This is a genomic window from Lentzea fradiae (assembly GCF_900100955.1).
GTDB lineage: Bacteria > Actinomycetota > Actinomycetes > Mycobacteriales > Pseudonocardiaceae > Lentzea > Lentzea fradiae.
The window spans coordinates 1-22,016 of sequence record NZ_FNCC01000025.1 but is presented as its reverse complement, the minus strand read 5'-3'; the positions used below and the strand labels follow the sequence as shown (position 1 = coordinate 22,016).

The following is a 22,016-nucleotide window of genomic DNA, read 5'->3' as shown; positions in this document are numbered from 1 at the left end:
TCACCGGGCGGCCGTTTTCCGTTGCCGTCGCTAGGCGCCGAGCTCCAGGGCCTCGTCGTGCGTGCGGTCGACGACGCTCTTCACGTCGACGATCCGGCCCAGCTGCTTCACCAGCTGCTCGGGCGTGCGGCCCGGCTGCAGGTCGACGACGACGTCCAGGCGCGAGAGGGCCCCGGACCCGTCCGGCGCGAGGCTCAGCGAGGACACGTCGACGCCGCGACTGGAGAACAGCACCACGATCCGCGCGAGCGCGCCCGGCTCGTTGCGCAGCAGCAGGGAAAGCGAATGTCTCGTCATCACTCCACCTCGTCGAACAGGGGCCGGATGCCCCGCGCGGCCATGATCTCGTCGTTGCCGGTGCCCGCGGCCACCATCGGCCAGACCTGGGCGTCCTGGCCCACCACGAAGTCGACGACGACGGGCCGGTCGCGGACCGCCATCGCCTCCAGGATCGTCCCGTCCACTTCGGACCGGCTGTCGCAGCGCAGCCCGACGCAGCCGAGCGCGTCGGCGAGCTTCACGAAGTCGGGGTGGCGCTGGTGCGTGCCGAGGCCGGTGTTGGAGTAGCGGCCGTCGTAGAACAGGGTCTGCCACTGCCGGACCATGCCGAGGTTGCCGTTGTTGATGATCGCGACCTTGACCGGGATGCCCTCCGCGGCGCACGTCGCGAGCTCCTGGTTGGTCATCTGGAAGCAGCCGTCGCCGTCGATGGCCCACACCGTGCGGTCCGGTGCGCCGACCTGCGCGCCCATCGCCGCCGGCACCGCGAAGCCCATCGTGCCCGCGCCGCCGGAGTTGATGAACGAGCCGGGGCGTTCGTACTTCACGTACTGCGCGGCCCACATCTGGTGCTGGCCCACCCCCGCGGTGTAGACGGACTCGGGACCGGCGAGCGTGCTGATCCGCTCGATCACGTACTGCGGGGCGAGCGCGCCGTCGGCAGGCCAGTCGTAGCCCAGCGGGTACGTGGCGCGCAGACCGTCCAGGTAGGACCACCAGGCCGTGAGGTCGGTCCGGCGGGTGAGCACCGCGGACAGGGCGGCGATGACGTCGCGGCAGTCGCCGACGATGCCGACGTCCGCCTTGCGGTTCTTGGAGATCTCGGCCGGGTCGATGTCGGCGTGCACGACCGCGGCGTGCGGGGCGAACTCCGGCAGCAGGCCGGTGACCCGGTCGTCGAACCGGGTTCCCAGTGCGATCAGCAGGTCCGCCCGCTGCAACGCGGCGACGGCGGGAACCGTGCCGTGCATGCCCGGCATCCCCAGGTGCAGCCGGTGCGAGTCGGGGAAGGCGCCGCGCGCCATCAGCGTGGTGACGACGGGGATGCCCGTCTTCTCGGCCAGCTTCAGCAGCTCCGGGGCCGCGCCGCTGCGGATCACGCCGCCGCCGACGTAGAAGACCGGCCTCTTCGACGACCCGATCAGCTGCGCGGCGTTGCGCACCTGGACGGGCGGGACCACCGGCCGGGACGGCAGGACGAGCTTCGGCGGTGTGTAGGTCGTGGCGGTGGCCAGCACGTCCTTGGGCAGGTCCACCAGCACCGGTCCCGGCCGCCCCGAGACCGCGAGCGCGAACGCCTCGGCGATCACGCGCGGGATGTCGGCCGGGTCGTGCACCTGGAAGCTGTGCTTGGTGATCGGCAGGGTGATGCTGCGGATGTCCGCCTCCTGGAAGGCGTCCGTGCCGATCACCGACCGGGCGACCTGGCCGGTGATCGCGACGATCGGCACGGAGTCCATGTACGCGTCCGCCAGCGGTGTCACCAGGTTCGTCGCGCCGGGCCCCGAGGTGGCCATGCAGACGCCGACCCGTCCGGTCGTCTGCGCGTACCCCTGGGCGGCGTGTCCCGCTCCCTGTTCGTGGCGCACCAGCACGTGCCGGATCTTCGACTCGAACAGCGGGTCGTAGGCGGGCAGGATCGCCCCGCCGGGCATTCCGAAGATCACCTCGCAGCCGACGTCCTCAAGTGCCTTGACCAACGCACCTGCACCGGTGGTATCCACGGTTGCTCCCGAACGGGTCTCAGCCCGCGAGCTGGCGCTCCAGCTGGCGAGGGGACAGCGGCTTGTCGAGCGACGGCTCGGAGCTCAGGATCGCCCGCTGCAACTGACGCAGCCTTTCGGACGGCTCAAGCCCGAGCTCCTCGATCAGGGTGTCCCGCAGCGACTGGTACGCCTCCAGCGACTTCCACTGCCTGCCCGCCCGGTAGAGCGCGAGCATGTACTGCGCGCACAGGTTCTCGTGCATCGGGTGCTGCGCGGTGAGCACCGACAGCTCGCTCAGCAGCGACTGGTGCTTGCCCAGCTGGAGGTCGGCCTCGATGCGCGTCTCCAGCACGCCGAGCCTGCTCTCCTGCAGACGGGTGACCTCCATGCCGAGCCGGACGCCGATCTGCACGTCCACCAGGACCGGTCCGCGCCACACCTCGGCGGCGCCGCGCAGCAGCCGGCTCGCCGACTCCAGGTCGCCCACCTCGAACGCGCGCTGACCCGCGCTCGCGAGCCGCTCGTAGCTGCGCACGTCGACGCTCTCCGGTGGCACGTCCAGCATGTAGCCGCCGTACCGGGTCACGAGGACGTTCTTCGCGACACCGGGACCGTCGCCGGGCATGGCCGCCTCGATGCGCCTGCGCACCTGCAGCACGTAGGTCTGCAGTGTCGTGAGAGCGCTGCGCGGCGGCGTCATCCCCCACAGTTCCTCGATCAACGTCGGCACCGTGACGACGTGCCCTGCCTGAAGTCCGAGCAGTGAGAGCACCTGCCTGGGCTTGACCGCGCTGGGCGCGATCGAGACGCCGTTCTCCCGTGCCTCCAGCGGTCCCAGAACCTTGATCTCCATTGGAGCCTCCCCTGCTCAGCGGCGGTCGACTTGGTCGTGCCACCAAGTTCACCTGAGCGGGGCTATCGCACGCCACGTATCCCGCCATGACTCTCGGATGGCGAACTACTGATCCGGACGTGAGAAATTCATATACCCAAACCGTTCCATCGGGTAATCGTCCGGACACATGCTGTCACAGCGGTCGAAAAATACTCCGCCATTGGCGTGAGCCTGAGCCGCGAATCAATGCACTTTGACCTCCTTAACCGATTCAGAGCGGGCCCGGAACCACCTCCCGCAGCCCTAGTATTCGACCTTGGGCGCGCGCCGCGAGCCGCGTTTGCTCTTGGAGCGGGTGCTCTTGGGGGGCACGTGAATACATCGCCTGCGATACCGAGATACCGCGCGATCGTGGTCGCGGTGTTCGCCGCGGTCTGCCTGACCGACCTCATCCGCGTGCTGCTCCTCGCCGACGAGATCACCGAATTGGCGGTGTCGTCCATTGATTTGGCACTGCTTGTACTACTGCAAGTGTCCTATTTCCGGCAGTCGAGCCCTTTGCGACGACACCTCACATTGGCCGCCCAGGTCGTCCTGCTGGCCCTGCCGCTCGTGGTCTTCGGACATTCCTGGGCCGGGGTCGCCGGGCTGGTCGCGGGCAACGCGCTGCTGGTCCTGCGCCCGGCGGCCGGCTGGCTCGCGTTCGGCGCGATCGTCGTCGTGACCGGGCTCGCCGAGGCCGCGCGTGGCGAGATGGTGGCGACCGCGGCCATCGCCCTGCTGCTCGCGGGGCTCGCCACGGGCTTCGCCACGCACCGCGACTGGCCGGCCGCACCCCCCGCCGGACAGGACGCGGAGAGCAACGGCCTCACCTCGGCCGCCGTCACCGCCGAACGCGTCCGCGTCGCCAGGGACCTGCACGACCTGCTCGGCTACAGCCTCAGCGCCATCAAGCTGAAGAGCGAGCTCGCCCAGCGGATGGTCACCGAGAGCCCCGGCCGCGACTGGGAGTTCATGCGCGAGCACCTCGCCGATATATTGGATATCACCAGTCACGCGCTGGACGACGTGCGGTCGCTCGCCCGCTCCTACCGCCCGATCTCGCTGGCGACGACGTCGGACTCGGCGAAGGCGATGTTGACGGCGTCGAACATCGACGTCCGCGTCGAGCTCAACCACGACCCGCTGCCGGAGCCCGTCGAGACGGTCCTCGCCGCCGTGCTCTGCGAGGCCGTCACGAACGTCCTGCGCCACAGCGACGCCCGCACCTGCACGATCGGTGTGCAGCAGGACGGCTCGACAGTCCTGCTGGACGTCATCAACGACGGCGCCGCGGACCGCGCGGCATCCGCCGACTGCAACGGCGTGCGCAACCAGGCCGAACGCGTCCAGGCCGCCGGTGGCACGTTCACCGCCCGCCACATCGGCGACGGCTCGTTCCACGTGCACGCCGCGATCCCGGCGACGCCGGCGTCACCCTGAAAGGCGTGGGGTCCGCCGGACCCGGTGGCTTCGTCGGCACCGGTCGGCGAGAGGCGTGCCGGCTCAGAACCAGCCGGACTTGCGGGCGATACGCACCGCGTCGACCCGGTTGCGGGCGTCGAGCTTGGCCGTCGCCGCCGTCAGGTAGTTGCGGACGGTGCCGACGGACAGGAAGAGCGTCGTGGCGATCTCGTTGGCGTCGGCGCCGTCGGAGGCGAGCCGCAGCACCTCCAGCTCCCTCGGGGTGAGCGGACACTCGTCGGTGTCCCACGCCGAGAGCGCGAGCTGCGAGTCGATGACGCGGCGGCCGACGGAGACGCCGCGAATGGCGTCCGCGAGCTCGCCGACGGGCGCGTCCTTGAGGATGAAGCCGTTGACCCGCGCGTTGAGCGCGCGGCGCAGAGTTCCGGGACGGCCGAGGCTCGTCAGAATGAGCGTGCGCGTCTCCGGAGCGGTGTCGTGGATGACGGTGGCCGCGGAAAGGCCGTCCATACCCGGGAGGTCGATGTCCAGCACCGCCACGTCCGGCTTGTTCTTGGCCACTGCCGACACAATTTCGTCACCTGTTGCCACGGAGGCGACGACCTCGATATCCGGTTCGAGATTCAACAAAGCGACCAAAGCGCCTCGGACCATTTGCACGTCCTCGGCGAGTAGCACTCTGATCATCCGACCCCCTCTTACCCCCAGGTCACCATTTTGAGTTTTACACTCGGTGACCGCACGGGCAAGCGCCGGGTCCAACTGCGCGATGCGTTACTCCAGATGCGCCACCTGCAATTAATGACGCGTATCGGCGGATGACTAAATGTCACCACTCGCTCACAGCCAGCTGAAGAACCGAATCCGAACGTGCCCGCCCGAGCGATGCCCGAGCGGGCACGGGTAGTGCGTTCCGGTCCGCGACCGAGCTGCTTCAGCGCGTCTCGCCCCACCGCTCCAGCAGTTCCAGACCGCCGTCGACGGTGATCACCTGCCCCTGGATCCACGCGGCCTCGTCGGTGCACAACAGCGCCACGGCGTTGGCCACGTCATGGGGAAGCGTCACGCGACCGGACGGGCTCTTGATGGCGAGCCGGTCGACCATCTCGGGGTCTATGTTCATCGGTCCGTTGTCGACGACGGTGGTGACGACGGCGTTCACGGCGACCTTGTACCAGGCCATTTCCAAGGCGAGAGTCCTGATCACACCGTGCACCGGGGTGACCGTGTAACCGGCGATCACCACTCGCCCACCGTCCTGAAGGGACTTCGCGAGCGGCTCGACGATGTTGAGCAACGGCGTCAGGTCGGGTGACTCGGCGTGATGGACGAAGACGTCCAGCTGGCCGCGTTCCTCCTTCACCCGGTCGAGCAACGTCCGCACGGCGTGCTCGTCGTGGATGTCCAGCTGGGTGATGGCCACCGAGCCGGGTTTGCCCGCGAGCACGGTCTTCGCGCGCTCGAGGTCGACGTCGTCGTCGGAGGTAGTGATGATGACGTGGGCACCGTTGTCGCAGAGCTTGCTCGCGATCGCGAGACCGAGCCCGTGCGTTCCCGACGTGACCAGGGCGATCTTCCCGTCGAGTCCCAGGCGCGTGTTGACCGGTTCGATCATGATGCTGACCACCTCGTTGTCCGCGTGGTGATCGACGTTCCGCCGCGCCGCTAGGGAGGCACTCGACTACTTCTTGCGCAATCCTTCAAGGACGCGCAGGATCGCGCGTTCGACCTCGCGCCCGGTGCGCTTCGGGTCGGAGGAGCTCGCGATGCTGCTGGCGCCCGCGGACAGCGCCCCCCACAGCAACCGCGCCATGATCTCCACCGGCGCCTCCTCGATCTCCCCCGCGTCCACCAGCAGCTGCACGGCCGTGCGGAGCAGACCGAAGCTGAAGTGCTCTTCCGCCTCCCGCCACCGTTCCCAGCCCATCACCACGGGCGCCTCGTGGACGACGATCCGCTGGTACTCCGGTTCCAGGCACTTGCGGACGTACGCGCGCAGACCGGCGATGGCCGTGTCCCACGGTGCGCCGTCGGCGGTGACCACCGCGGTGAGCGACTCGATCGACCTGGTCTCGACCTGGGCGAAGGCCGCCTCGAACAACGCCTGCTTGCCGCTGAAGTGGTGGTACAGCGCGCCTTTCGTCACGCGGGCGCGTTTGACGACCTCGTCGAGCGAGGTCCCGGCGTACCCGCGCTTGGTGAAGAGGTCGACCGCGTTGTCGACGAGCGCCTGCCTGGTCGACTCCGAGTACTCGGCACGCCTTGTTCGCACGGACGAAACGTAGCTCACATACTCGCGGTACGTACCGCTGGTATGGTCGTGTCATACCGAAGGTATGCGAGAGACCGGGGGTACGAGACATGGGCTGGGCAGACCACTACCGCCGCCGTGACGCGCTCGACGCCGTGCTGCGCGACGCCCGGCGTGACCCGTCCGCACCGCTGATCGTCGATCCGGACGTCTTCGGCTCGGTGCACGAACTGCTGCTGGCGCTCGACCACCGCTGGCAGAACAAGCTGACCGCGCGCATGGAAGCGGCGGCGCTGGACGGCCAGGTGGACGAGGACCGCGTCACCGCGCGGCTCGCCGCCGACGAACCGGTGCTGCGGGCAGTACTCGACGCGCATCTTCCGTTCGACAGTTACCGGACGGTAGGAATGACTTCATGAGCCGTTGGACCGAAGCCGACATCCCCGACCAGACCGGCCGCACCGTCCTCGTGACGGGCGCGAACTCCGGCCTCGGCCTGCGCACCGCGCAGGTGCTCGCGAGCAAGGGGGCCCACGTGCTGATGGGGTGTCGTTCGGTCCAGCGCGGCCAGGAGGCCCGGCGCTCCGTCACCGGGTCGGCGGAGGTGCTGGAACTCGACCTCGCGGACCTCGGCTCCGTGCGGTCGGCCGCGGGCCAGGTCACCGAGCTGGACGTGCTGGTCAACAACGCGGGCATCATGGCCGTGCCGAACGGCCGGACCGCGGACGGGTTCGAGCGGCAGTTCGGCACCAACCACCTCGGCCACGCCGCGCTGACGTTCCTGCTGCTGCCTGTGCTGCGGCAGAGCAGCAACGCGCGCGTAGTCACCGTCTCGTCGTTGATGCACCGGCGTGGCCGCATGAACTTCGACGACCTCAACTGGGAACGTCGCCCGTACAACGCCTGGGACGCCTACGGCCAGTCGAAGCTGGCCAACATCCTGTTCGCCCGCGAACTGGACCGCCGTTCCCCGGACGTCACGTCCGTCGCCGCGCACCCCGGCGTCACGGCCACCGAGCTGACCACCAACATGGCGAGCGCGCACAACTCGTCGGTCATGCGGATCGGCGGCAAGGTCACCCACCTGTTCTCCCAGTCCGCCGAGATGGGGGCGTTGCCCCAGCTGTACGCGGCGATCTCCCCGGACGTGCGCGGCGGGCAGTACTACGGCCCCGGCGGCTTCAACGGCCTGCGCGGCCACCCGGCGGTCGCCAGGATGAGCGCCGCCGCCCGCGACGACCTGGCGGCGACGCGCCTGTGGGACCTCACCACCAAGCTCACCGGGATCACGCCGGACCTCCCGTAGCGCCTCGAGCGTGCGTGACGCCGGACACGTGGGATCACGGCGTAGGGTGAGGTCGTGACTGTGGTACCGGAGGGTCGGAAGCTGCTGCGGCTCGAGGTCCGCAACAGCCAGACGCCGATCGAGAAGAAGCCGTCTTGGATCAAGACGCGCGCGAAGATGGGCCCCGAATACCGGGAGCTCAAGGGTCTGGTCAAACGCGAGGGCCTCCACACGGTCTGCGAAGAGGCCGGCTGTCCCAACATCTACGAGTGCTGGGAAGACCGCGAGGCCACGTTCCTGATCGGCGGTGAGCAGTGCACGCGGCGCTGCGACTTCTGCCAGATCGACACGGGCAAGCCCGCCGACCTCGACCGCGACGAACCGCGCCGGGTCGCCGAGTCGGTCCAGGCGATGGGCCTGCGCTACTCGACCGTCACCGGCGTCGCCCGCGACGACCTGGCCGACGGCGGCGCGTGGCTGTACGCCGAGACCGTCCGGCAGATCCACGAGATGAACCCCGGCACCGGCGTCGAGCTGCTCATCCCGGACTTCAACGCGGTCCCCGAGCAGCTGGCCGAGGTCTTCGAGTCACGCCCGGAGGTGCTCGCGCACAACCTGGAGACGGTGCCGCGGATCTTCAAGCGCATCCGCCCCGCGTTCCGCTACGAGCGGTCGCTGGAGGTCATCACGAAGGCGCGCGAGTTCGGCCTGGTCACCAAGTCGAACCTGATCCTCGGCATGGGCGAGACCCCCGACGAGGTCACCGAGGCGCTCTCCGACCTGCACGACGCGGGCTGCGACATCATCACGATCACCCAGTACCTGCGCCCCTCGCCGCGCCACCACCCGGTGGAGCGCTGGGTGAAGCCCGAGGAGTTCGTCGTCCACAAGGAGACGGCCGAGCAGATCGGCTTCCTCGGCGTCATGGCGGGCCCGCTGGTCCGCTCCTCCTACCGCGCCGGCCGCCTGTACGCGCAGGCGAAGCAGGCCCGCGGCGAGGAGCTGCCGGAGAACCTCCAGCACCTGCTGACGGTGTCCGCGTCGCAGGAGATCACGAGTCTCCTCGCGCCGCGGTAGTCACACCCCGCAGCACAGAAGCCCAGGTCGGATGACCTGGGCTTCCGCGTTTCCCGGCCCTCAGCGCGGCCGGGTCGCGGTCCTCGACGAGGCCAGCCGGAACTCCACGGTCGCGGGGAGCTCCCGCACCTCCAGCGCCTGCCGCAGGCGAGGCAGGCCCTCGTCGTCGATACGACGCCGGATCCCCCGCAGATCGGCATCGCCGTGGGCGCGGACGACGAGGGCCAAGTTCGGAGCGGTGTGCGGGCCGGTCAGCTCAGCCTCGACCTTGCGCACACCGGGATACGCGGCGACCTCTTCGGAGAACGGCTCGGTGACCGCCGCGGTGGTGACGCGGGTGTCCCCGGCCTCCTCGCTCCAGCGCCACTCCGCCACCTCCCGCCGCGGGATCTGCCCGAAGAGCCAGCGCAGGCACAACAGCGCGAGCACCACCGCCACGGCCGCGACGACGACGAGCACCCACGTCGGCGGCAGCGCCGTGCCGGGCACCAGCGGCGTGTCGCGGTCGACCCCCGGCACGACGCCGAAGTGGACCGCCAGCGCCCCGCCGCCCCCGAGCAGCAGTACCAGGCCGACCAGCCCGAGAAGAACCCGGTTCACGGCGTGCCCCTTCCGGTCTTCACCCGGACCACGACCTGCGGCGGCCGGGCGAGGGCGAACTGGCCGACCCGGTCCTCGACGGCGGCGCGGACGGTGTCCCCGAGCCCGCCCACGACGGCGCGCCGGGTGCGCACCACCGTCTTCACCCGCCGCCGGTTCGCCTTCACCACGGCGGACTCGACACCGTCCACCTGGGCGGCGAGCCGCACGGCGTTGCGCAGGCCGCGCACCGACACGGCCGTTCGGTCGTCGAGCGCGGCGGTCCTGGCGCGGCCGGGCACGACCGCGGCCAGGAACAGCAGCACCCCGATGGCCACGGCGACCCCGCCCGCCACGGCCACCTCCCGTGCCGACCACGTCAGGCCGTGCAGCCGCCCCGCCACCGCGTCGTACGACAGCCACGGCGTCTCGCCGAGGGCGAGCTGGATCGCGGAGACCGCGACGACGACGGACACGGCCAGCAGCACGAGCGCGGTGAGGAGGGCGGGCAGGACCCGGCGCGGGCGGCGGATCATCGCACCCTCGCGGTCGAGACGGTTTCGGCGCGCAGCGCGCCGATCGACACGTCCACGACGGACACGTCCAGCCCCGTCAGCCCCCCGACGCGGCTGACGAGGTGGGCGCGCACCCGTGCGACGGTCGACGCGATCGGCGCCGGGTACCGCAGGTCGAGGCGTGCCTCCAGGGCGGCCACTCCCCCGGTCACCCGTGCGGTGACCCGGGCGGCAAGCACCTCCGGCACCTCCCGCGCGGCGCGTCCGGCGATGCGGCCGACCGCGCGGTCGGCGACCGTGGTCAGCCCTGGCTGCACGGCGGTGAGCGAGGCTGTCATCGTCAGTCCCGCTCCCTTCCGAGCAGCTGCGCCAGGTCGAGCTTGCCCTCGGCCACGCGGCCCGCAACCAGCCCGATGGCGCCGAAGACGAGCACGACCAGGAACGCGCTGAAGCCCCCGAAGGCCGCGGCGAGACCGAGCGCGAGCCCGGTCAGCAGGCCCAGTGCGGTGGTGCTCATGGCGTCCCCGCTCACTGCACGCGGGCGGTCGCGGGCTCTTCGCCCTCGGATTCCTCGGGGATGTGCACGTCGTTGACGTTGATGTTGACCTCGACGACGTCGAGTCCGGTGATCTGCTCGATCGCGGTGATCACGTTGCCGCGCACCGACCTCGCGAGGTCCGCGATCGGCACGCCGTACTCGACGACGAGCTCCAGGTCCACGGCGGCCTGCTTCTCGCCGACCTCCACGGAGACGCCCTGGCCCGCGCTCGCGGTGGCACCCGGGATGCGTTCCCGCAGGGCGCCCAGCGTGCGGGCCGCGCCACCGCCCAGCGCGTGCACGCCGCGGATCTCCCGTGCCGCGAGGCCCGCGACCTTCTGCACCACCACGTCGGCGATCGTCGTCGACCCCTTGTCGGTCACGAGCTTGCCGTCCGCGGCGATGCCGTTCTTCTCCACCGTCTGCGTACCCATCGCGACTCCCTTCGTCGAAGTGTCCACATCAGAAGGACAAACCGGTGACGAGAACGTCACGCCCCGTCCAGGTGATCGAGCGCACGTTTGTCCACATCGGTCACCACGATCCGCAGCACCGCGTTCTCCCATTGCGTGCCAACGAGAACAGCCCGAAGCACCTCGCCCGCCTCCGCGAGCGGCAGGGGCAGCGCGGTGGCGACGACCCGGACGCACACCAGGTCGTCCGCGACGTCCACGGCGAGCAGGTCGACGTCCCACGGCACCCACGAGCGGACGGGCTCCGGCACGGACGGCCTCAGCCCGTCCACCTTCCCCAGCGCCTTCACCAGCTCCGCGGTGATCACCACGCCACGTCCACGACGGTGACGAGCACGGACTCCACCTCGACACCGGTCAGCTCCGGCACGACCGACCGCACCGACCGCTGCACGGCGGCGGCCACCGCCGCCGCCTGGTCCAGTCCCGAGACCACCACGTCCACCTCCAGCACCGCGTCCCCTCCCGACCAGCGCACCCGCACGCCCTCGGCCCGTGCGGGCCGCAACCCCTTCACCTGCTGACGAGCGGTGCGGACCAGCGACCCGGCCAGACCCGCCACTCCCGGCTGCACGCGCACACCGGGCACCCGTTCGGCCGCGTGCACCGCGACCGCCGCCACCGCCGGGGCGGACACGACCGTCTCGATCACCGGCTCACCCTTCGAGAACGTCCGACACGACGAGGTCCAGGCGCGCGAGCCGCACCCCGACCCGTGCGGAGGCGGCGGCGAGCACGCGGCGCCGCACCTCCTCGTAGACCTCGGCGGTCACCCCCGCGCTGATCGCGATGCTCAGGTCGACCTCGATCACCGGGTCCGCCCCCGTCGACTCGGCCGCCTCGACGACCCGGCAGCCGCGTGCCCGCACTCCGTCCACGCCGTCGGCCGCGTACCGCAGCACCGCCGCGACCGCCCGTGCGCTGATCCTGGCCAGGCCGTCACCGGGCAACGGGATGGCGACCGAGCGCCGCACGTCGGCCCGCACCGCGGACATGATGCGGCTGACCAGGTCGGACGGCGGCTCGACCTCCTCACGAGCCAGCTCCTCGGTGGCCGCGCGCAGCACCAGGAGGCTTTCCCTGACCGTGGCGCAGTGCGGGCACGAACGGGTGTGCGGGTCGAGGTGGTCCATCACCTCCCAAACCTGTTCCACGTCCCGCCCGCACGGCAGGTCGTAGTCGGACGTCACCGCCACGGCGCCATCACCTCCGCGAGTTGTGCCCGTGCCCGCGCGAGCCTGCCGCGCACCGCCTGCTGGGTCGTGCCGATCGTCTCGGCGATCTCGTCGTAGGACCGGCCGTGGACCTCGCGCAGCACCCAGCACGCCCGCTGCTCGGGGGTGAGGTCCCGCAGCGCGTCGCGCAACGCGTCGAGCTGCGCGCTCACCTCCACCGCGCGGTCGGGCCGGGTGCGCGGCTCCGCCGACTCGTGCTCGTCGAGCTCGGTGTCGGCGTGCGGTTTGCGCTTGCGCAGCACGTTCAGGCACTGGTTGGTGGTCGTGCGGTAGAGCCAGCCGAGAAACGCGGCGTCGTCGTGCAACTGCCCCAGACGCCGCCACGCGGTCAGGAACACGTCCTGCACCGCGTCTTCCGCGTCACCACTGCTGCCCACGATGCGCAACGCCAGCCGGTACATCGGCCCCTGATAACGGCGGACCAGCTGCTCGTAAGCACGCATGTCGCCGTCACGGGACCTCGCCACCAGCGTGGCATCGTCGAGTGCGGCTGCCTCGGCCACGCCCATGCGCACACCCCCGCCCATTTTTCTTCGTCGTCCGACGGACACATTCGTTCGCGGAACGTCACGCGGTTCCACAATTTCCCTGTCGTGACCGCGTTCACCGGGTTTTCACCCGGCCGTGGCGTGACGCCACCCGGTCCAGGCGTGTCTGACCGACGTCGACCCACTGAGCTGGAGGAGGACGCGATGGGACTCTCCGACAAGATCGGCAACAAGGCGGAGGAACTCGGCGGCAAGGCCAAGGAGGCAGCCGGTGAGGCCACCGGTGACGAGCAGCTGGCCGGGGAAGGCCGCGCGGACCAGGCCAAGGCCGCGCTGAAGGACGGCGTGGAGAAGGTGAAGGACGTGGTCGGCGACGTCGTCGACAACGTCGCCAAGCACCTCAAGAAGTGATCAGCTGAAGCGGGGCTCTCCCACGACGACGCCGTCGAGCTCGCGCACGAAGTCCGCGCCGAACGCGCTGGACGGGGTGTGCGAGCCCGGCGCGACGTCGCCGATCCTGCCGACGGCGCGGACCACGGCGTCGGCGGTGAGGCTGTAGCCGTTCGGCGTGGTGATCGCGCACTCGACCTTGTTGTTCGCGTCCCACGCCTCGCCGAACACCTCGGCACGCGTGTTCGCGCGCTTGTGCTCGTCGGGGCCCTTCACCTTTTCCGCGACGGCCTTGGCGACGTTCTGCACGTACGACATCCGCAGCACGGGTGCGAAGAACTGCTGCAACTGCCCGAGCACACCCGGCACTGCCGTGAACGTCGTGATGTTCGGGATGCCGGTCGACCGGTAGGCGGTGCTCACGTCACCCCACGGGATGCTGCCGACCTCGCGCGGCCCCGACCGGAAGTGCGCGGTGCGCCTGCGGTGCCCGATCCGCACGCTCCTCAGCTCGCCGTTCACCCGGATCCGCCCGCCGACGGCCGCGGCCTCGACGGACGTCTTGGTCGTGCCCGCGCTCGCCCCTCCGCCGACGACGAACGCGAGGTCGAGGTGCGTGGCGGTCGGCAGGGCTTCCTTCAGCATCGCGGCCACGCAGTCCGTGGGGACGACGTCGAACCCAGCGCCGGGCAACAGCACGACCCCCGCCTTGCGCGCGTCGAGGTGCCTCTCGCTGATGGCCTCGAAGACGTCGATCTCGCCCGTGATGTCGAGATAGTGCGTGCGGCTCTCCAGACACGCGTCGACCATCTCGGCGTACGTCTGCGAGAACGGGCCCGCGCAGTTCACGACGGCGTCGATGTCCTCAAGGTGCGTCCGCGCGTCGCGCAGGCCGAACACGCGGTGCTCCAGCCCCATCATGGCCGCGACCTGCTCGACCTTCTCGCGGGAACGGCCGGCGAGCACGGGTAGCTCGCCACGCACGACGGCGAGCTCTGCGATCAGGCGGGCGGTGTAGCCGTTCGCGCCGTAGACCATCCACGTCATGCGGCGACCTTAGCGGCGGCTGGCGCTGCGGGACCCCAGCATCGCGCCGGCCAGCAGCAACACTCCCACTCCGATCATCGGCAGGCCCCACAGCAGCCGGCGGTGCCGCAGGTCGCCGCAGATGTCCACGTAGGCGGGGCTCACCGCGGAGGCCGCGGGCTCGTCGAACCCGACGCCCAGGCTGTTGCCGCACGAGATCAACGCACCGCTCGGCGCCTCGACGGCGAGCGTCACGAAGAGGATCGCGCTCCCGCCCAGGAAGAACGCGAGACCGACAACGACCGCGAACGTGCGCACCGACATGAACAAAAGTTACGTTCTTTTGACGGCCCGGTGATAGCCCTGGTCAGACGCTTTGGGGTTGATCCCCTAATCCCCTACCGCCCAGTAGCCGTCCGGAGCACCACCGGCAGCGACCGCAGGCTGACCATGATGTCGTTGTGCGTGACCGGCGGCCGCTCGTCACCCGCACGCGTGGTGCCGGGGAACCGGGCGGCGAGGTGCCGCACGACGGTCTCGGTCTCCAGCCGGGCGAGAGCCGCGCCCAAGCAGTAGTGCGGGCCGTGGCCGAACGACGCGTGCCCGGTCGTCGCCCGGTCCACCCGGTAGCTCGCCGCGTCCTCGTGCGCTCGCGGACACCGCCCGGCCGCACCGAGGTTGACCAGCAGGATCGTGTTCTCCGGGACCACGACCCCGTCGATCTCCACCGGTTCGGTGGTGATGCGGTGCGTGGCGTGCCGGACGGGCGAGTTGTGCCGCAACGTCTCCTCGACCAGCACCGGGACCAGGTCCGGGTCAGCGGCGGCCCGTTGCCACAGACCGTTGTCCAACGCGTCGTGCACGACGTTCGCGATGAGACCTGCCGTCGTCTCGTGTCCCGCGACGACGAGGAGGAACGCCATCGCGATCAGCTCGTCGTGCGTGAGGCGGTCACCGTCGTCCTCGGCCGCGACCAACGCGCCGAACAGCGACCCCTCGGTGAACGACCCGCTCGTCAGCAGGGTGTGGAAGTAGCCGCCCAGCGCGTCGCTCGCGGGCAGCGACCGGGCGGGATCCATCGACAGCATCGTCTCGATCATCGTGCGGACCGCCGCCCTGTCCTGCTCCGGCACCCCCAGCACCTCGCCGATGACGTGCAACGGCATCGGCACGGCGAGCCCGGAGACCAGGTCGACCTCCTCGCCCACGGGCAGCCGTGCGACCAGGTCGGCGGTGATCTCCTCGACGCGGGGCGCGAGCCGCCGCACCGCCTGAGAGGTGAACGCCTTCACCGCGAGCGCCCGCAACCGCGCGTGCCGCGGGTCGTCGCTGTTGAGCATGCTCGGCCCGAACAGCCCCGTGAGATCGGTCTGCCCGCTACCCGACGCGGCGAACTGGCGCCTCATCTCCCGCTGCAACGCCCCGCTGTCCTTCGACAGCCGCCGGTCCGCGAGCAGCCTGCGCGTGAGGTCGAGCCCGGCCGTGACCACCAGCAGCCGCACGCCGTCCGGCCGTCTCGCCTCGTGCACCGGCCCGGCCGCTCGCGCATCGTCCTCCAGCCGGTGGTGGTCGCGGGCACGCAGACCTTCGCCGATCAGCAGGTCGGGCATGGAAGCCTCCTGGACGTCGCTGTCCTGGAGGCTATTGGATGGCGGTGCGTCCCAACACCCAGCCGGGCAGGTGGTACTGCAACGCGGCCCGCCCGCGTGGCGTGATGTCGACGGGAGCCGCCATCCCGTGCTCCGCGGCCCGTTGCGGCCTCTCCCAGGCGATCCAGCGGCGCAGTTCGAGCACCTCCAAGTCGTCGGCGTCGGACCGCACGGCCGGCCGGTGCCGCAGGTACCACCGGGTGGCGCCGCGGTGCACGCCGCCCTGCTCCACCAGGGCGAGCAGCCCGAGCTGCGCCTCGGTGACGGTCGTGTCGGCGGGCTGCACAACCTTGGCCTTGCGTCTCACAGGGGTCGTCCTCCGGCGGTGGCGGCGGCCGTTCAAACTACGTCACGACCGCGGTCAGCACGCGTCTTTCGCACCGTCGAGCTGCGTCGTGCCGCTCACGTCGACCTTCCCGTCCACCACCCGCAGCCGCGCGGTCCAGGTCTTCACGCAGAAACCGGCGCCCTTGTAGGACTTCCACCTCACCTGGAACGCCCCGTCGACCGCTTCCAGCCGCTCCACCGAAGCCTTCTCCGCCGACGTCTCCAACGACCCGAGGTCGACCTTGCCGAGCACCGCCGTCCGGTCGTCGTAGACGACGACGTTCTCCGGCCAGGCGACCCCGCCCTGCGAGCACTGGAACACCGCCGCCGTCTCCGCCTTCCCGTCCCCGGTGACGTCGGCGGACGCGACCAGGTCCCCCGCCCCGTTCTGGCTGGTGGCGAGCTGCACGAACCCGTCGTGCTCCGGAATGCCGGGCAGCTTCCCGTCCTGCAACGTCCCCGCCTCGTGCCCGCACAGCTCCGGCACCGGCGCCGACCGCAGCGGCTGCGGCTCCCCAGTCTTGCGCACCGGCTCACCGCTCGTGGCCGGTGGCGCGTAGATCTGCAACGCCCCCGTGGCCACCTCGGTCCGCTGCCCGTCGCGCACCACCTGCACCGTGCCGAGGTTGCAGTAGGTCTGCCGGTCGGGAACGGACATCTCACCGACGCAGTCCGGAATGCTCAGCACCACCCGGCCGTTCCCGCCGAGCGGACGCACGACCGTCGCCGGGCTGTCGTCCTCCAGCACCCACCTGCGCCCGTCGAGCTTCCACAGCCTGGAACCGGAGTGCAGCACCTTCTTGCTGACGTGGTCCTGCTTCGTGTCGTCGCACGTCCAGGAGACGATCGTGGCGTGCAACGTCCGTGAGTCGTCCCACCAGAGGTCGTTCACCTCGATCCCCTGCGCCTCGTTGGGGACGAACCCCGGTGGCGCGGCGTCACCCCACTCCGTGTCGGCGATGAGCCCTTCCGCGTTGACCAGGTGCACCGGGAAATCGGCCTGGCACAGACCAGGGTTGTTGCGCACGGCGACGGCGAACAAGGTGTCCGCCGTCGTCGGCCCCGAGATGCCCGCGGCCGGCATGTAGGAGTTGGAGTCGAAGGTGCCGACCTCGAAGTGCAGCTTCCCCTCCGGCGACACGAGCTTCAGCCGCTCGCCGGTCGACCGTCCCGTCGAAACCTGCTCCGCGGTCAGCGCCAAATGCCTTGTGCCGGCCAGAAAAATGCGGACGCCGTCCTCTCGCGGCCCGTCGACCTCGGTCCCGCTGCCGGGCTCGCCGAGCGCGATCCGCCGCAGCTCCGACCCGGTGCTGGCAAGAACCCCGTCCTCCCCCACCGCGGCGATCCAGTCGCACCGCGGACACGGGAACTCGGACCGCTGGCCGGTCCGGACGTCGATGCCGACGAGCTTCTCCTCGTCCGGGTCCTCCCCCAGCAGCCCCACCGCCGCGAGAAAGGCGACCCACTGCCCGTCGTTCGACCAGACCACCTGGTTGTTGAGCGGGTCCGACTTGTCGAACGGCCGGGTCACCTTCGTCAGCACCTCGTCGCCGCGCATGACGACGAGCTCGGTGAGCGTCGTGTAGGCGTAGGCGGGCTTGGAGAGGTCGACCGCGGGCCCGTCAGGCTTGCGTTCGTAGTTGATGACCACGAGCGTGACCAGCGCCCCCACCAGACACGCGACGATCGTGATGAGGACGAGCCTGCGCACCGACATCGGCTCTACTTTCCTTCCGGCGCTTGGGGATCGACGCTGTTCCAGGCCAAAGTGGCATCCTGCCGGTACATCTTGCGGTAACCCGAGTACGGCGCTTCCCCGTTCGCCGACGGCGCCAGCCCGGTGACCGCGAACCGCTTGTCCTGCGCGTCAACCTCCTGCACCACGGGCCCGTCCGCCGTGGCCAGGACGAGCTGCAGCTTGAACGTGCAGTACCTCCTCTCCGTGTACACGCCCACGGTCAGCACCTCCGTGGCACCGGGAGCGAGCTCGATCGTCTTGGCAGCGAAGTAGTTGACCCCGGTTCCCTGGAGCCCTTCGTCCAAAATGGTCATCTGTTCGGGCATGGGGGTCGGGTCGTCCAGGTTGAACCCGATCTTGACCGTGTCCTGGTCGCCCCCTTGCGTGTACCCGATGAGGTACGTGCCGTCGAGCGGGTCGGCGCACTCCGGCAGGATCTTCATGTCGGTGATCCGCACAGCCTTGCTGTCGTTGCCCTGCACCGTGATGTTCGTAAACCCCGACCGCAGCACCGTGCCACCGTGGCTGCCGTACCAGGCGTCGAAGTCGGCGGCCTGAAGCCCGGCTTGCCCGCCCGCCGCGGGACGAGGGGGCTCGTCCACAGCTTCGGAGAGCACGTAATGCAGGTTCCGCCGTGTCTCGCGGAAGGTGGTGACGTCCTGGATCTTCACCGGCGCCGCATCACCGGACACCGTCTCGGGACTCGCTTCGCCACCGGTTCCGAGCTTGGTGATGAGCACCGTGGCACCGACCGTCACGGCCACCGCGGTGACGACGGCGACGAGGGCGGTCACGGGTTTGATCTTTTTTCCGGCTTTGCCCGCGGGTTTGTCGTCCAGCTTCGCCAGCAGTGACGCGATGTTGTCCCGCGGCTCGATGCGCACCGCCGGGGTCTGTTCGACCAGCACACTCGCCAAGTCACGCAGCAGGTCCCGGGTGTGGTCGCTCCCGGCCTCGTTGCGACCGGAGTCGAACAGCGCCAAGACGGCCTCGGTGCCGCCGGCCTGGCCGGTGAGCGACTCGGCCGCACCGCGGATGACCCGCTCCAGCGCTCGTTCGTTCCACTCGCCTTGGCTTCGTTCGACGATCTTGCGCAGCTCAGGCAACTCGCCGCCGTGAGCGGGAAACACGTGCGGGCGGTGGCGCACCACCAGGTGGAGCTCTTCCGCCACGTCGTCGACCAGTGCCCGGCTCACCACCCGGCGAGTATGCAGGGCTTCGGCCGAACCGCGAGGAAGGTCAACACCGCCGTCATCCGATCGGACCATCCGAGGCGGAGATGAACGGCGCACGCGCCTCACCGCAGAGCTTCCGCTGTGTCTGCCTACTGCGTTGACACCGCGTGCACGCCGGGACAGTCGGGAAGCCCCAGACCGCCACGATCGCGAGGAGCCACGTACACCTCGGAAACGAAGCCTGACCGCCCATCGGGCAGCACGACCCGGTACCAGAGCGCAGACCGCACGCTGTTCGGGTTCTTCGCGGACTCCGGTGCGTCGAGGTTGAAGTTGACCAGCTCGTCGCCGAGGCTCCGGCACGTGACCACCACGAGAACTCCGCTGTTCATCTCGGTGTCCTCGATCTTGCACCCCTTCCGGGCGCAGGAGCCGACGGTCCGGTTCGAGAGGTAGACGGGCGAGATGTCCTCGCGGAGGTCGCCGGCGCCGAGAGCGACCTTGTTGTGGATCTCGACGGCCATGGGCCGCGGCGCGCTGGAAGTGCCACTGGGCGACTGCCCGGAGGTGGCCGACGCCGCCGGCCTCAGATAGGCGAACCCGAGAGCCGTGGTCCCACTGGCCACCACAGCCGCGAGGACCGCGATGGCGGCGATGAGCGCCGTCGACCGGCCACGGGCGGGCGCCGCCGTCGATGCGCTGGCGGCAGCGGGCGGCTGGACGCTCAGACGCGCGTGGCGCCGCGCCCACACCTCGACGTCCTCAGCGGACAACCCGATGCTCGTGAGCACGTCGACCACAAGATCCAGCTTGGGCAGCGTCGAGCTCTTCGCGACGTTGCCGATCGCCGTCTTGGACCAGCCGGACGCCCCGGCGGCCTGGCGGAGAGAAACGTCCCGCTCCCTGAGCTGAGCCATGAAGTCCTGGCAGAAGAACGCCGGGCTGTCCCCGGGTCTTCGTTCCGAATGACCATTTCCGGTTGTCATGAACGAAGCATGGAGCACCGAATCGCGTGATCACCATCGACCATCAGGCGACTGCGGGACTGCCAGTCGGGTGAGGCCTCCGTCCCCGCAACCGTCCAGGGACAGGAGTGGACACGCTCACCAGCACAGCCCCCACCTGCGCAGATGCTCCCCAAACCCGGCAGGACGGCAAGCGGACGGCCGTGGCCGGGTGTCCACTTTGCCAAACCCGGTGAAGGTGCCACGGTCATTTCGACGTCCCTGACCGCACTGCGTGGAACGCGAGGCCAAATGATCAGCAGCAAATTCCTGCTGGCAGTGACTTCCCCTTTGTTGCCACTTCTCACCATGCTCACTTCGACCATTGCCGCCGCACCGCCGGACATGCACGGGGAGAACAACGGAGGCGACTCCGGCGACCGCTGTCCCGGCTCCCAGAGCCCCGCCGAGGCCGACCGCTGACGTCGACGTGCCTCCGAGGCCCTCGGAGGCACCGTTGAAGGACGTCGCTGCTCTACCGATGCCGGATCTGCTCGTACGCTTCCCTCAGATCAGCCGCCTCCGGCAGCCCTCTCGCCTCGACAGCCCGCACGACTTCGGCCGCCCGCCACTGGTTCGACGGGACAACACGACCGGACGCGATGGCCCGCAAGGTGTGACTGGCGGCCTCATCCGCCCGATCACCCACCAGGAGCGCCAACGAGAGGTCGATGTTGGCCGACGCAACCCTCCGCGGCCACCGACTCACGTCATCACTCGGCGCAAGCCTGCGGATGATCTCGCGCGCGTACTCCTCGGCGGCGACATCGCCCACCCAGGCCAGAGTGGTCGCCGTGTAAGCCACCGCCTTGTCGGGGTCGTAGCGGTAGTGGTGCTCGGGCTGGTCCGGCCGCTTCAACGATGACGCCAGGCGTTGCACTTCAGCGATGGCGGCGTAGGTTTCGGCCCGCTGCCCCAGCCGGGCATAGGCACGACCGGTTTGAGCCGTGGCCTGGACGGCTATCGAACTGCCGACCGGAGCAAGCTTCTTGGCCGCCTTCGACAGTTCGAGCGCCCTCGCGTAGTCACCCTCGGTCAGCACCCGCCAAGCTTCGGTCTCACAGCACCACGCGCGGATCTCGTCATGCCCGGCGTGCTTGGCCAGACTCACCGCAGTCCTGAGCCGCGCCAACGCGGCCGCCTTCTGGTTCAGATCGATGTTGACCGTCGCGCCGAGGAGCGACAGCCACCCACCGATGACGAGTAGCCGTTGGTGCTCGGCGAGCGTCTTGCGAGCGTCGAGCAGGGCGTTCACGTAGCCGAGGTGGCGACGGATGCGGCCGATCAACACTTGGGGCGGCGTCATGGGGTAGGCAATCGCCAACTCGTCCACGACGGCCTCAAGCCGTGCAAGCACCTCCTCGCCAACGTCGCCTGCTGCCATCGAGTGACCTCCCGCCAGGGATTGCTCGCAGGGTTCGTCCAGGTCGAGCGTAACGCTGCGCCAGCGCATCATCGCGCCGTACGTCACCAGGTGAAGCGCCGAGCAGGACTTGCCCCATCGGCTGGTAGTACGCCGCCGCGGGGTACCGTGGGATTCGTGGTGCAGGTCTTCGTCCAACCCTCGTACGGAACCCCTGGGGCACGCAGGCATTGGGCGGACACCCTGACGCGCTCGGTGCCGTTCCGGAACACGGGCCTGACCCCAGAAGACCTGGCCGCGCTGAACGCCGAACACCCGAGCGGCCGGGCACGGTTCTGGGGAGCGACAGCCAAGCACGACAAGCGAATGGACGATCTCATCACCGGCGACATCGCACTTCTCACCGGCCGCAAGCACGTGCTGGCCATCGGCGAGATCGGCTGTTCGTTCCGCGACCCGGAGTTCGCGCGACGCCTGTGGCGCCCCGAGCCCGGGAAGTGCCTGTGGAGCAACGTCTACACGTTCCGGAAGTACTGGCCCGTGCTCATGCCGTACGAAGAGATCTGGGCGTTGCCCGGGTTCACGGTGGGCGACAACTTCATGGGCCTGCGCTTCCTGA

28 protein-coding genes and 1 pseudogene are annotated in these 22,016 nt (G+C 69.8%); 6 read left to right on the top strand and 23 right to left on the bottom strand.

Going from position 1 to position 22,016, the window contains the following annotated elements:
• Positions 1-30 precede the first annotated feature (30 nt).
• The 3 genes and pseudogenes from BLT23_RS37920 to BLT23_RS37910 all read right to left on the bottom strand — a co-directional run bounded on the left by BLT23_RS37920 (position 31) and on the right by BLT23_RS37910 (position 2,838).
• Positions 31-297 (bottom strand): ACT domain-containing protein, encoded by a 267-nt coding sequence (locus tag BLT23_RS37920; protein ID WP_090059859.1) that lies wholly within the window; start codon positions 295-297, stop codon positions 31-33.
• Positions 297-2,021, bottom strand: a pseudogene (locus tag BLT23_RS37915) (acetolactate synthase large subunit); the annotation flags it as partial. The pseudogene BLT23_RS37915 and the gene BLT23_RS37920, both read right to left, overlap by 1 nt.
• A gap of 1 nt (position 2,022) precedes the next feature.
• Positions 2,023-2,838: an AfsR/SARP family transcriptional regulator gene (locus tag BLT23_RS37910; RefSeq protein WP_090059855.1), complete on the bottom strand. Its 816-nt coding sequence runs from the start codon at positions 2,836-2,838 to the stop codon at positions 2,023-2,025.
• Between the two features lie 393 nt (positions 2,839-3,231).
• Here BLT23_RS37910 and BLT23_RS37905 point away from each other — a divergent pair, with 393 nt between their 5' ends.
• A complete protein-coding gene (locus BLT23_RS37905; RefSeq protein ID WP_143036188.1) occupies positions 3,232-4,302 on the top strand; it encodes a sensor histidine kinase in 1,071 nt (356 codons plus the stop codon).
• 63 nt (positions 4,303-4,365) lie between these two features.
• Here BLT23_RS37905 and BLT23_RS37900 read toward each other — a convergent pair whose 3' ends face one another.
• The 3 genes from BLT23_RS37900 to BLT23_RS37890 form a co-directional block, all read right to left on the bottom strand.
• Positions 4,366-4,971: a response regulator transcription factor gene (locus BLT23_RS37900; protein ID WP_090059851.1), complete on the bottom strand. Its 606-nt coding sequence runs from the start codon at positions 4,969-4,971 to the stop codon at positions 4,366-4,368.
• 247 nt (positions 4,972-5,218) lie between these two features.
• Positions 5,219-5,899 (bottom strand): SDR family NAD(P)-dependent oxidoreductase, encoded by a 681-nt coding sequence (locus BLT23_RS37895; protein ID WP_143036187.1) that lies wholly within the window; start codon positions 5,897-5,899, stop codon positions 5,219-5,221.
• A gap of 66 nt (positions 5,900-5,965) precedes the next feature.
• Positions 5,966-6,556, bottom strand: a complete 591-nt coding sequence (locus BLT23_RS37890) for a TetR/AcrR family transcriptional regulator (RefSeq protein WP_090059939.1) — start codon at positions 6,554-6,556, stop codon at positions 5,966-5,968.
• A gap of 89 nt (positions 6,557-6,645) precedes the next feature.
• Between BLT23_RS37890 and BLT23_RS37885 the strand changes: the two genes are divergently transcribed.
• From BLT23_RS37885 to lipA, 3 genes are read left to right on the top strand one after another with little or no spacing between them, the layout of a single operon-like run.
• Positions 6,646-6,954, top strand: a complete 309-nt coding sequence (locus BLT23_RS37885) for a hypothetical protein (RefSeq protein ID WP_090059846.1) — start codon at positions 6,646-6,648, stop codon at positions 6,952-6,954.
• Complete coding sequence (locus tag BLT23_RS37880; RefSeq protein ID WP_090059844.1) at positions 6,951-7,841, top strand: oxidoreductase; 891 nt, start codon at positions 6,951-6,953, stop codon at positions 7,839-7,841. Before BLT23_RS37885 ends, BLT23_RS37880 begins: the two co-directional genes overlap by 4 nt.
• Before the next feature lie 54 nt (positions 7,842-7,895).
• Positions 7,896-8,897 carry a lipoyl synthase gene (lipA, locus tag BLT23_RS37875; RefSeq protein ID WP_090059842.1) on the top strand — a complete coding sequence of 334 codons (1,002 nt, stop codon included), beginning with the start codon at positions 7,896-7,898 and terminating at the stop codon, positions 8,895-8,897.
• A gap of 60 nt (positions 8,898-8,957) precedes the next feature.
• Here lipA and BLT23_RS37870 read toward each other — a convergent pair whose 3' ends face one another.
• From BLT23_RS37870 to BLT23_RS37830, 9 genes are read right to left on the bottom strand one after another with little or no spacing between them, the layout of a single operon-like run.
• Positions 8,958-9,497, bottom strand: coding sequence for a hypothetical protein (locus tag BLT23_RS37870; protein ID WP_090059840.1), 540 nt, complete (start codon positions 9,495-9,497; stop codon positions 8,958-8,960).
• Positions 9,494-10,012: a DUF6286 domain-containing protein gene (locus BLT23_RS37865; protein ID WP_090059838.1), complete on the bottom strand. Its 519-nt coding sequence runs from the start codon at positions 10,010-10,012 to the stop codon at positions 9,494-9,496. Before BLT23_RS37865 ends, BLT23_RS37870 begins: the two co-directional genes overlap by 4 nt.
• Positions 10,009-10,329, bottom strand: a complete 321-nt coding sequence (locus tag BLT23_RS37860) for an Asp23/Gls24 family envelope stress response protein (RefSeq protein ID WP_176947133.1) — start codon at positions 10,327-10,329, stop codon at positions 10,009-10,011. Before BLT23_RS37860 ends, BLT23_RS37865 begins: the two co-directional genes overlap by 4 nt.
• 2 nt (positions 10,330-10,331) lie before the next feature.
• Positions 10,332-10,508: a hypothetical protein gene (locus BLT23_RS41195; protein WP_090059836.1), complete on the bottom strand. Its 177-nt coding sequence runs from the start codon at positions 10,506-10,508 to the stop codon at positions 10,332-10,334.
• 11 nt (positions 10,509-10,519) lie between these two features.
• On the bottom strand, positions 10,520-10,963 hold the full coding sequence (locus BLT23_RS37850; RefSeq protein WP_090059834.1) for an Asp23/Gls24 family envelope stress response protein: 444 nt from the start codon (positions 10,961-10,963) through the stop codon (positions 10,520-10,522).
• A gap of 56 nt (positions 10,964-11,019) precedes the next feature.
• The gene (locus tag BLT23_RS37845; RefSeq protein ID WP_218134003.1) at positions 11,020-11,313 is read right to left on the bottom strand and encodes a hypothetical protein; all 294 of its coding nucleotides are present in this window, start codon (positions 11,311-11,313) and stop codon (positions 11,020-11,022) included.
• Positions 11,307-11,654 carry an Asp23/Gls24 family envelope stress response protein gene (locus BLT23_RS37840; RefSeq protein ID WP_090059832.1) on the bottom strand — a complete coding sequence of 116 codons (348 nt, stop codon included), beginning with the start codon at positions 11,652-11,654 and terminating at the stop codon, positions 11,307-11,309. Before BLT23_RS37840 ends, BLT23_RS37845 begins: the two co-directional genes overlap by 7 nt.
• Positions 11,655-11,658: 4 nt before the next feature.
• Positions 11,659-12,198, bottom strand: coding sequence for an anti-sigma factor (locus BLT23_RS37835; RefSeq protein WP_090059830.1), 540 nt, complete (start codon positions 12,196-12,198; stop codon positions 11,659-11,661).
• Positions 12,189-12,746: an RNA polymerase sigma factor gene (locus tag BLT23_RS37830; RefSeq protein WP_090059828.1), complete on the bottom strand. Its 558-nt coding sequence runs from the start codon at positions 12,744-12,746 to the stop codon at positions 12,189-12,191. Before BLT23_RS37830 ends, BLT23_RS37835 begins: the two co-directional genes overlap by 10 nt.
• A gap of 183 nt (positions 12,747-12,929) precedes the next feature.
• On the opposite strand from BLT23_RS37830, the gene BLT23_RS37825 reads away from it, so the two are divergent.
• On the top strand, positions 12,930-13,136 hold the full coding sequence (locus tag BLT23_RS37825; RefSeq protein WP_090059825.1) for a CsbD family protein: 207 nt from the start codon (positions 12,930-12,932) through the stop codon (positions 13,134-13,136).
• Here the strand turns inward: BLT23_RS37825 and BLT23_RS37820 are convergent, their stop codons facing one another.
• The 8 genes from BLT23_RS37820 to BLT23_RS37785 all read right to left on the bottom strand — a co-directional run bounded on the left by BLT23_RS37820 (position 13,137) and on the right by BLT23_RS37785 (position 21,595).
• The gene (locus BLT23_RS37820) at positions 13,137-14,162 is read right to left on the bottom strand and encodes a saccharopine dehydrogenase family protein (RefSeq protein ID WP_090059823.1); all 1,026 of its coding nucleotides are present in this window, start codon (positions 14,160-14,162) and stop codon (positions 13,137-13,139) included.
• A 9-nt stretch (positions 14,163-14,171) separates the two neighbouring features.
• Positions 14,172-14,465 (bottom strand): hypothetical protein, encoded by a 294-nt coding sequence (locus tag BLT23_RS37815; protein WP_143036186.1) that lies wholly within the window; start codon positions 14,463-14,465, stop codon positions 14,172-14,174.
• A 74-nt stretch (positions 14,466-14,539) separates the two neighbouring features.
• The gene (locus BLT23_RS37810; protein ID WP_090059819.1) at positions 14,540-15,751 is read right to left on the bottom strand and encodes a cytochrome P450; all 1,212 of its coding nucleotides are present in this window, start codon (positions 15,749-15,751) and stop codon (positions 14,540-14,542) included.
• 31 nt (positions 15,752-15,782) lie between these two features.
• The gene (locus BLT23_RS37805) at positions 15,783-16,097 is read right to left on the bottom strand and encodes a hypothetical protein (RefSeq protein ID WP_090059818.1); all 315 of its coding nucleotides are present in this window, start codon (positions 16,095-16,097) and stop codon (positions 15,783-15,785) included.
• 54 nt (positions 16,098-16,151) lie between these two features.
• Positions 16,152-17,834: a hypothetical protein gene (locus tag BLT23_RS37800; RefSeq protein ID WP_090059816.1), complete on the bottom strand. Its 1,683-nt coding sequence runs from the start codon at positions 17,832-17,834 to the stop codon at positions 16,152-16,154.
• A 5-nt stretch (positions 17,835-17,839) separates the two neighbouring features.
• Complete coding sequence (locus tag BLT23_RS37795; protein ID WP_218134002.1) at positions 17,840-19,051, bottom strand: hypothetical protein; 1,212 nt, start codon at positions 19,049-19,051, stop codon at positions 17,840-17,842.
• A 128-nt stretch (positions 19,052-19,179) separates the two neighbouring features.
• Positions 19,180-19,947, bottom strand: coding sequence for a hypothetical protein (locus tag BLT23_RS37790; protein ID WP_090059812.1), 768 nt, complete (start codon positions 19,945-19,947; stop codon positions 19,180-19,182).
• Positions 19,948-20,509: 562 nt separating this feature from the next.
• The gene (locus BLT23_RS37785) at positions 20,510-21,595 is read right to left on the bottom strand and encodes an NsdA family TPR-like regulatory protein (protein WP_218134001.1); all 1,086 of its coding nucleotides are present in this window, start codon (positions 21,593-21,595) and stop codon (positions 20,510-20,512) included.
• A 57-nt stretch (positions 21,596-21,652) separates the two neighbouring features.
• Here BLT23_RS37785 and BLT23_RS37780 point away from each other — a divergent pair.
• A partial coding sequence (locus BLT23_RS37780; RefSeq protein WP_245744572.1) for a hypothetical protein occupies positions 21,653-22,016 on the top strand: 364 nt, incomplete at its 3' end.

Bases quoted from the DNA above. Each gene is read 5' to 3' on its own strand.
- BLT23_RS37920 (WP_090059859.1), bottom strand. From the start codon at position 297: ATGACGAGACATTCGCTTTCCCTGCTGCTGCGCAACGAGCCGGGCGCG.
- BLT23_RS37910 (WP_090059855.1), bottom strand. From the start codon at position 2,838: ATGGAGATCAAGGTTCTGGGACCGCTGGAGGCACGGGAGAACGGCGTC.
- BLT23_RS37900 (WP_090059851.1), bottom strand. From the start codon at position 4,971: ATGATCAGAGTGCTACTCGCCGAGGACGTGCAAATGGTCCGAGGCGCT.
- BLT23_RS37895 (WP_143036187.1), bottom strand. From the start codon at position 5,899: ATGATCGAACCGGTCAACACGCGCCTGGGACTCGACGGGAAGATCGCC.
- BLT23_RS37885 (WP_090059846.1), top strand. From the start codon at position 6,646: ATGGGCTGGGCAGACCACTACCGCCGCCGTGACGCGCTCGACGCCGTG.
- BLT23_RS37880 (WP_090059844.1), top strand. From the start codon at position 6,951: ATGAGCCGTTGGACCGAAGCCGACATCCCCGACCAGACCGGCCGCACC.
- BLT23_RS37865 (WP_090059838.1), bottom strand. From the start codon at position 10,012: ATGATCCGCCGCCCGCGCCGGGTCCTGCCCGCCCTCCTCACCGCGCTC.
- BLT23_RS37860 (WP_176947133.1), bottom strand. From the start codon at position 10,329: ATGACAGCCTCGCTCACCGCCGTGCAGCCAGGGCTGACCACGGTCGCC.
- BLT23_RS41195 (WP_090059836.1), bottom strand. From the start codon at position 10,508: ATGAGCACCACCGCACTGGGCCTGCTGACCGGGCTCGCGCTCGGTCTC.
- BLT23_RS37850 (WP_090059834.1), bottom strand. From the start codon at position 10,963: ATGGGTACGCAGACGGTGGAGAAGAACGGCATCGCCGCGGACGGCAAG.
- BLT23_RS37830 (WP_090059828.1), bottom strand. From the start codon at position 12,746: ATGGGCGTGGCCGAGGCAGCCGCACTCGACGATGCCACGCTGGTGGCG.
- BLT23_RS37825 (WP_090059825.1), top strand. From the start codon at position 12,930: ATGGGACTCTCCGACAAGATCGGCAACAAGGCGGAGGAACTCGGCGGC.
- BLT23_RS37820 (WP_090059823.1), bottom strand. From the start codon at position 14,162: ATGACGTGGATGGTCTACGGCGCGAACGGCTACACCGCCCGCCTGATC.
- BLT23_RS37815 (WP_143036186.1), bottom strand. From the start codon at position 14,465: ATGTCGGTGCGCACGTTCGCGGTCGTTGTCGGTCTCGCGTTCTTCCTG.
- BLT23_RS37810 (WP_090059819.1), bottom strand. From the start codon at position 15,751: ATGCCCGACCTGCTGATCGGCGAAGGTCTGCGTGCCCGCGACCACCAC.
- BLT23_RS37800 (WP_090059816.1), bottom strand. From the start codon at position 17,834: ATGTCGGTGCGCAGGCTCGTCCTCATCACGATCGTCGCGTGTCTGGTG.
- BLT23_RS37790 (WP_090059812.1), bottom strand. From the start codon at position 19,947: ATGGCTCAGCTCAGGGAGCGGGACGTTTCTCTCCGCCAGGCCGCCGGG.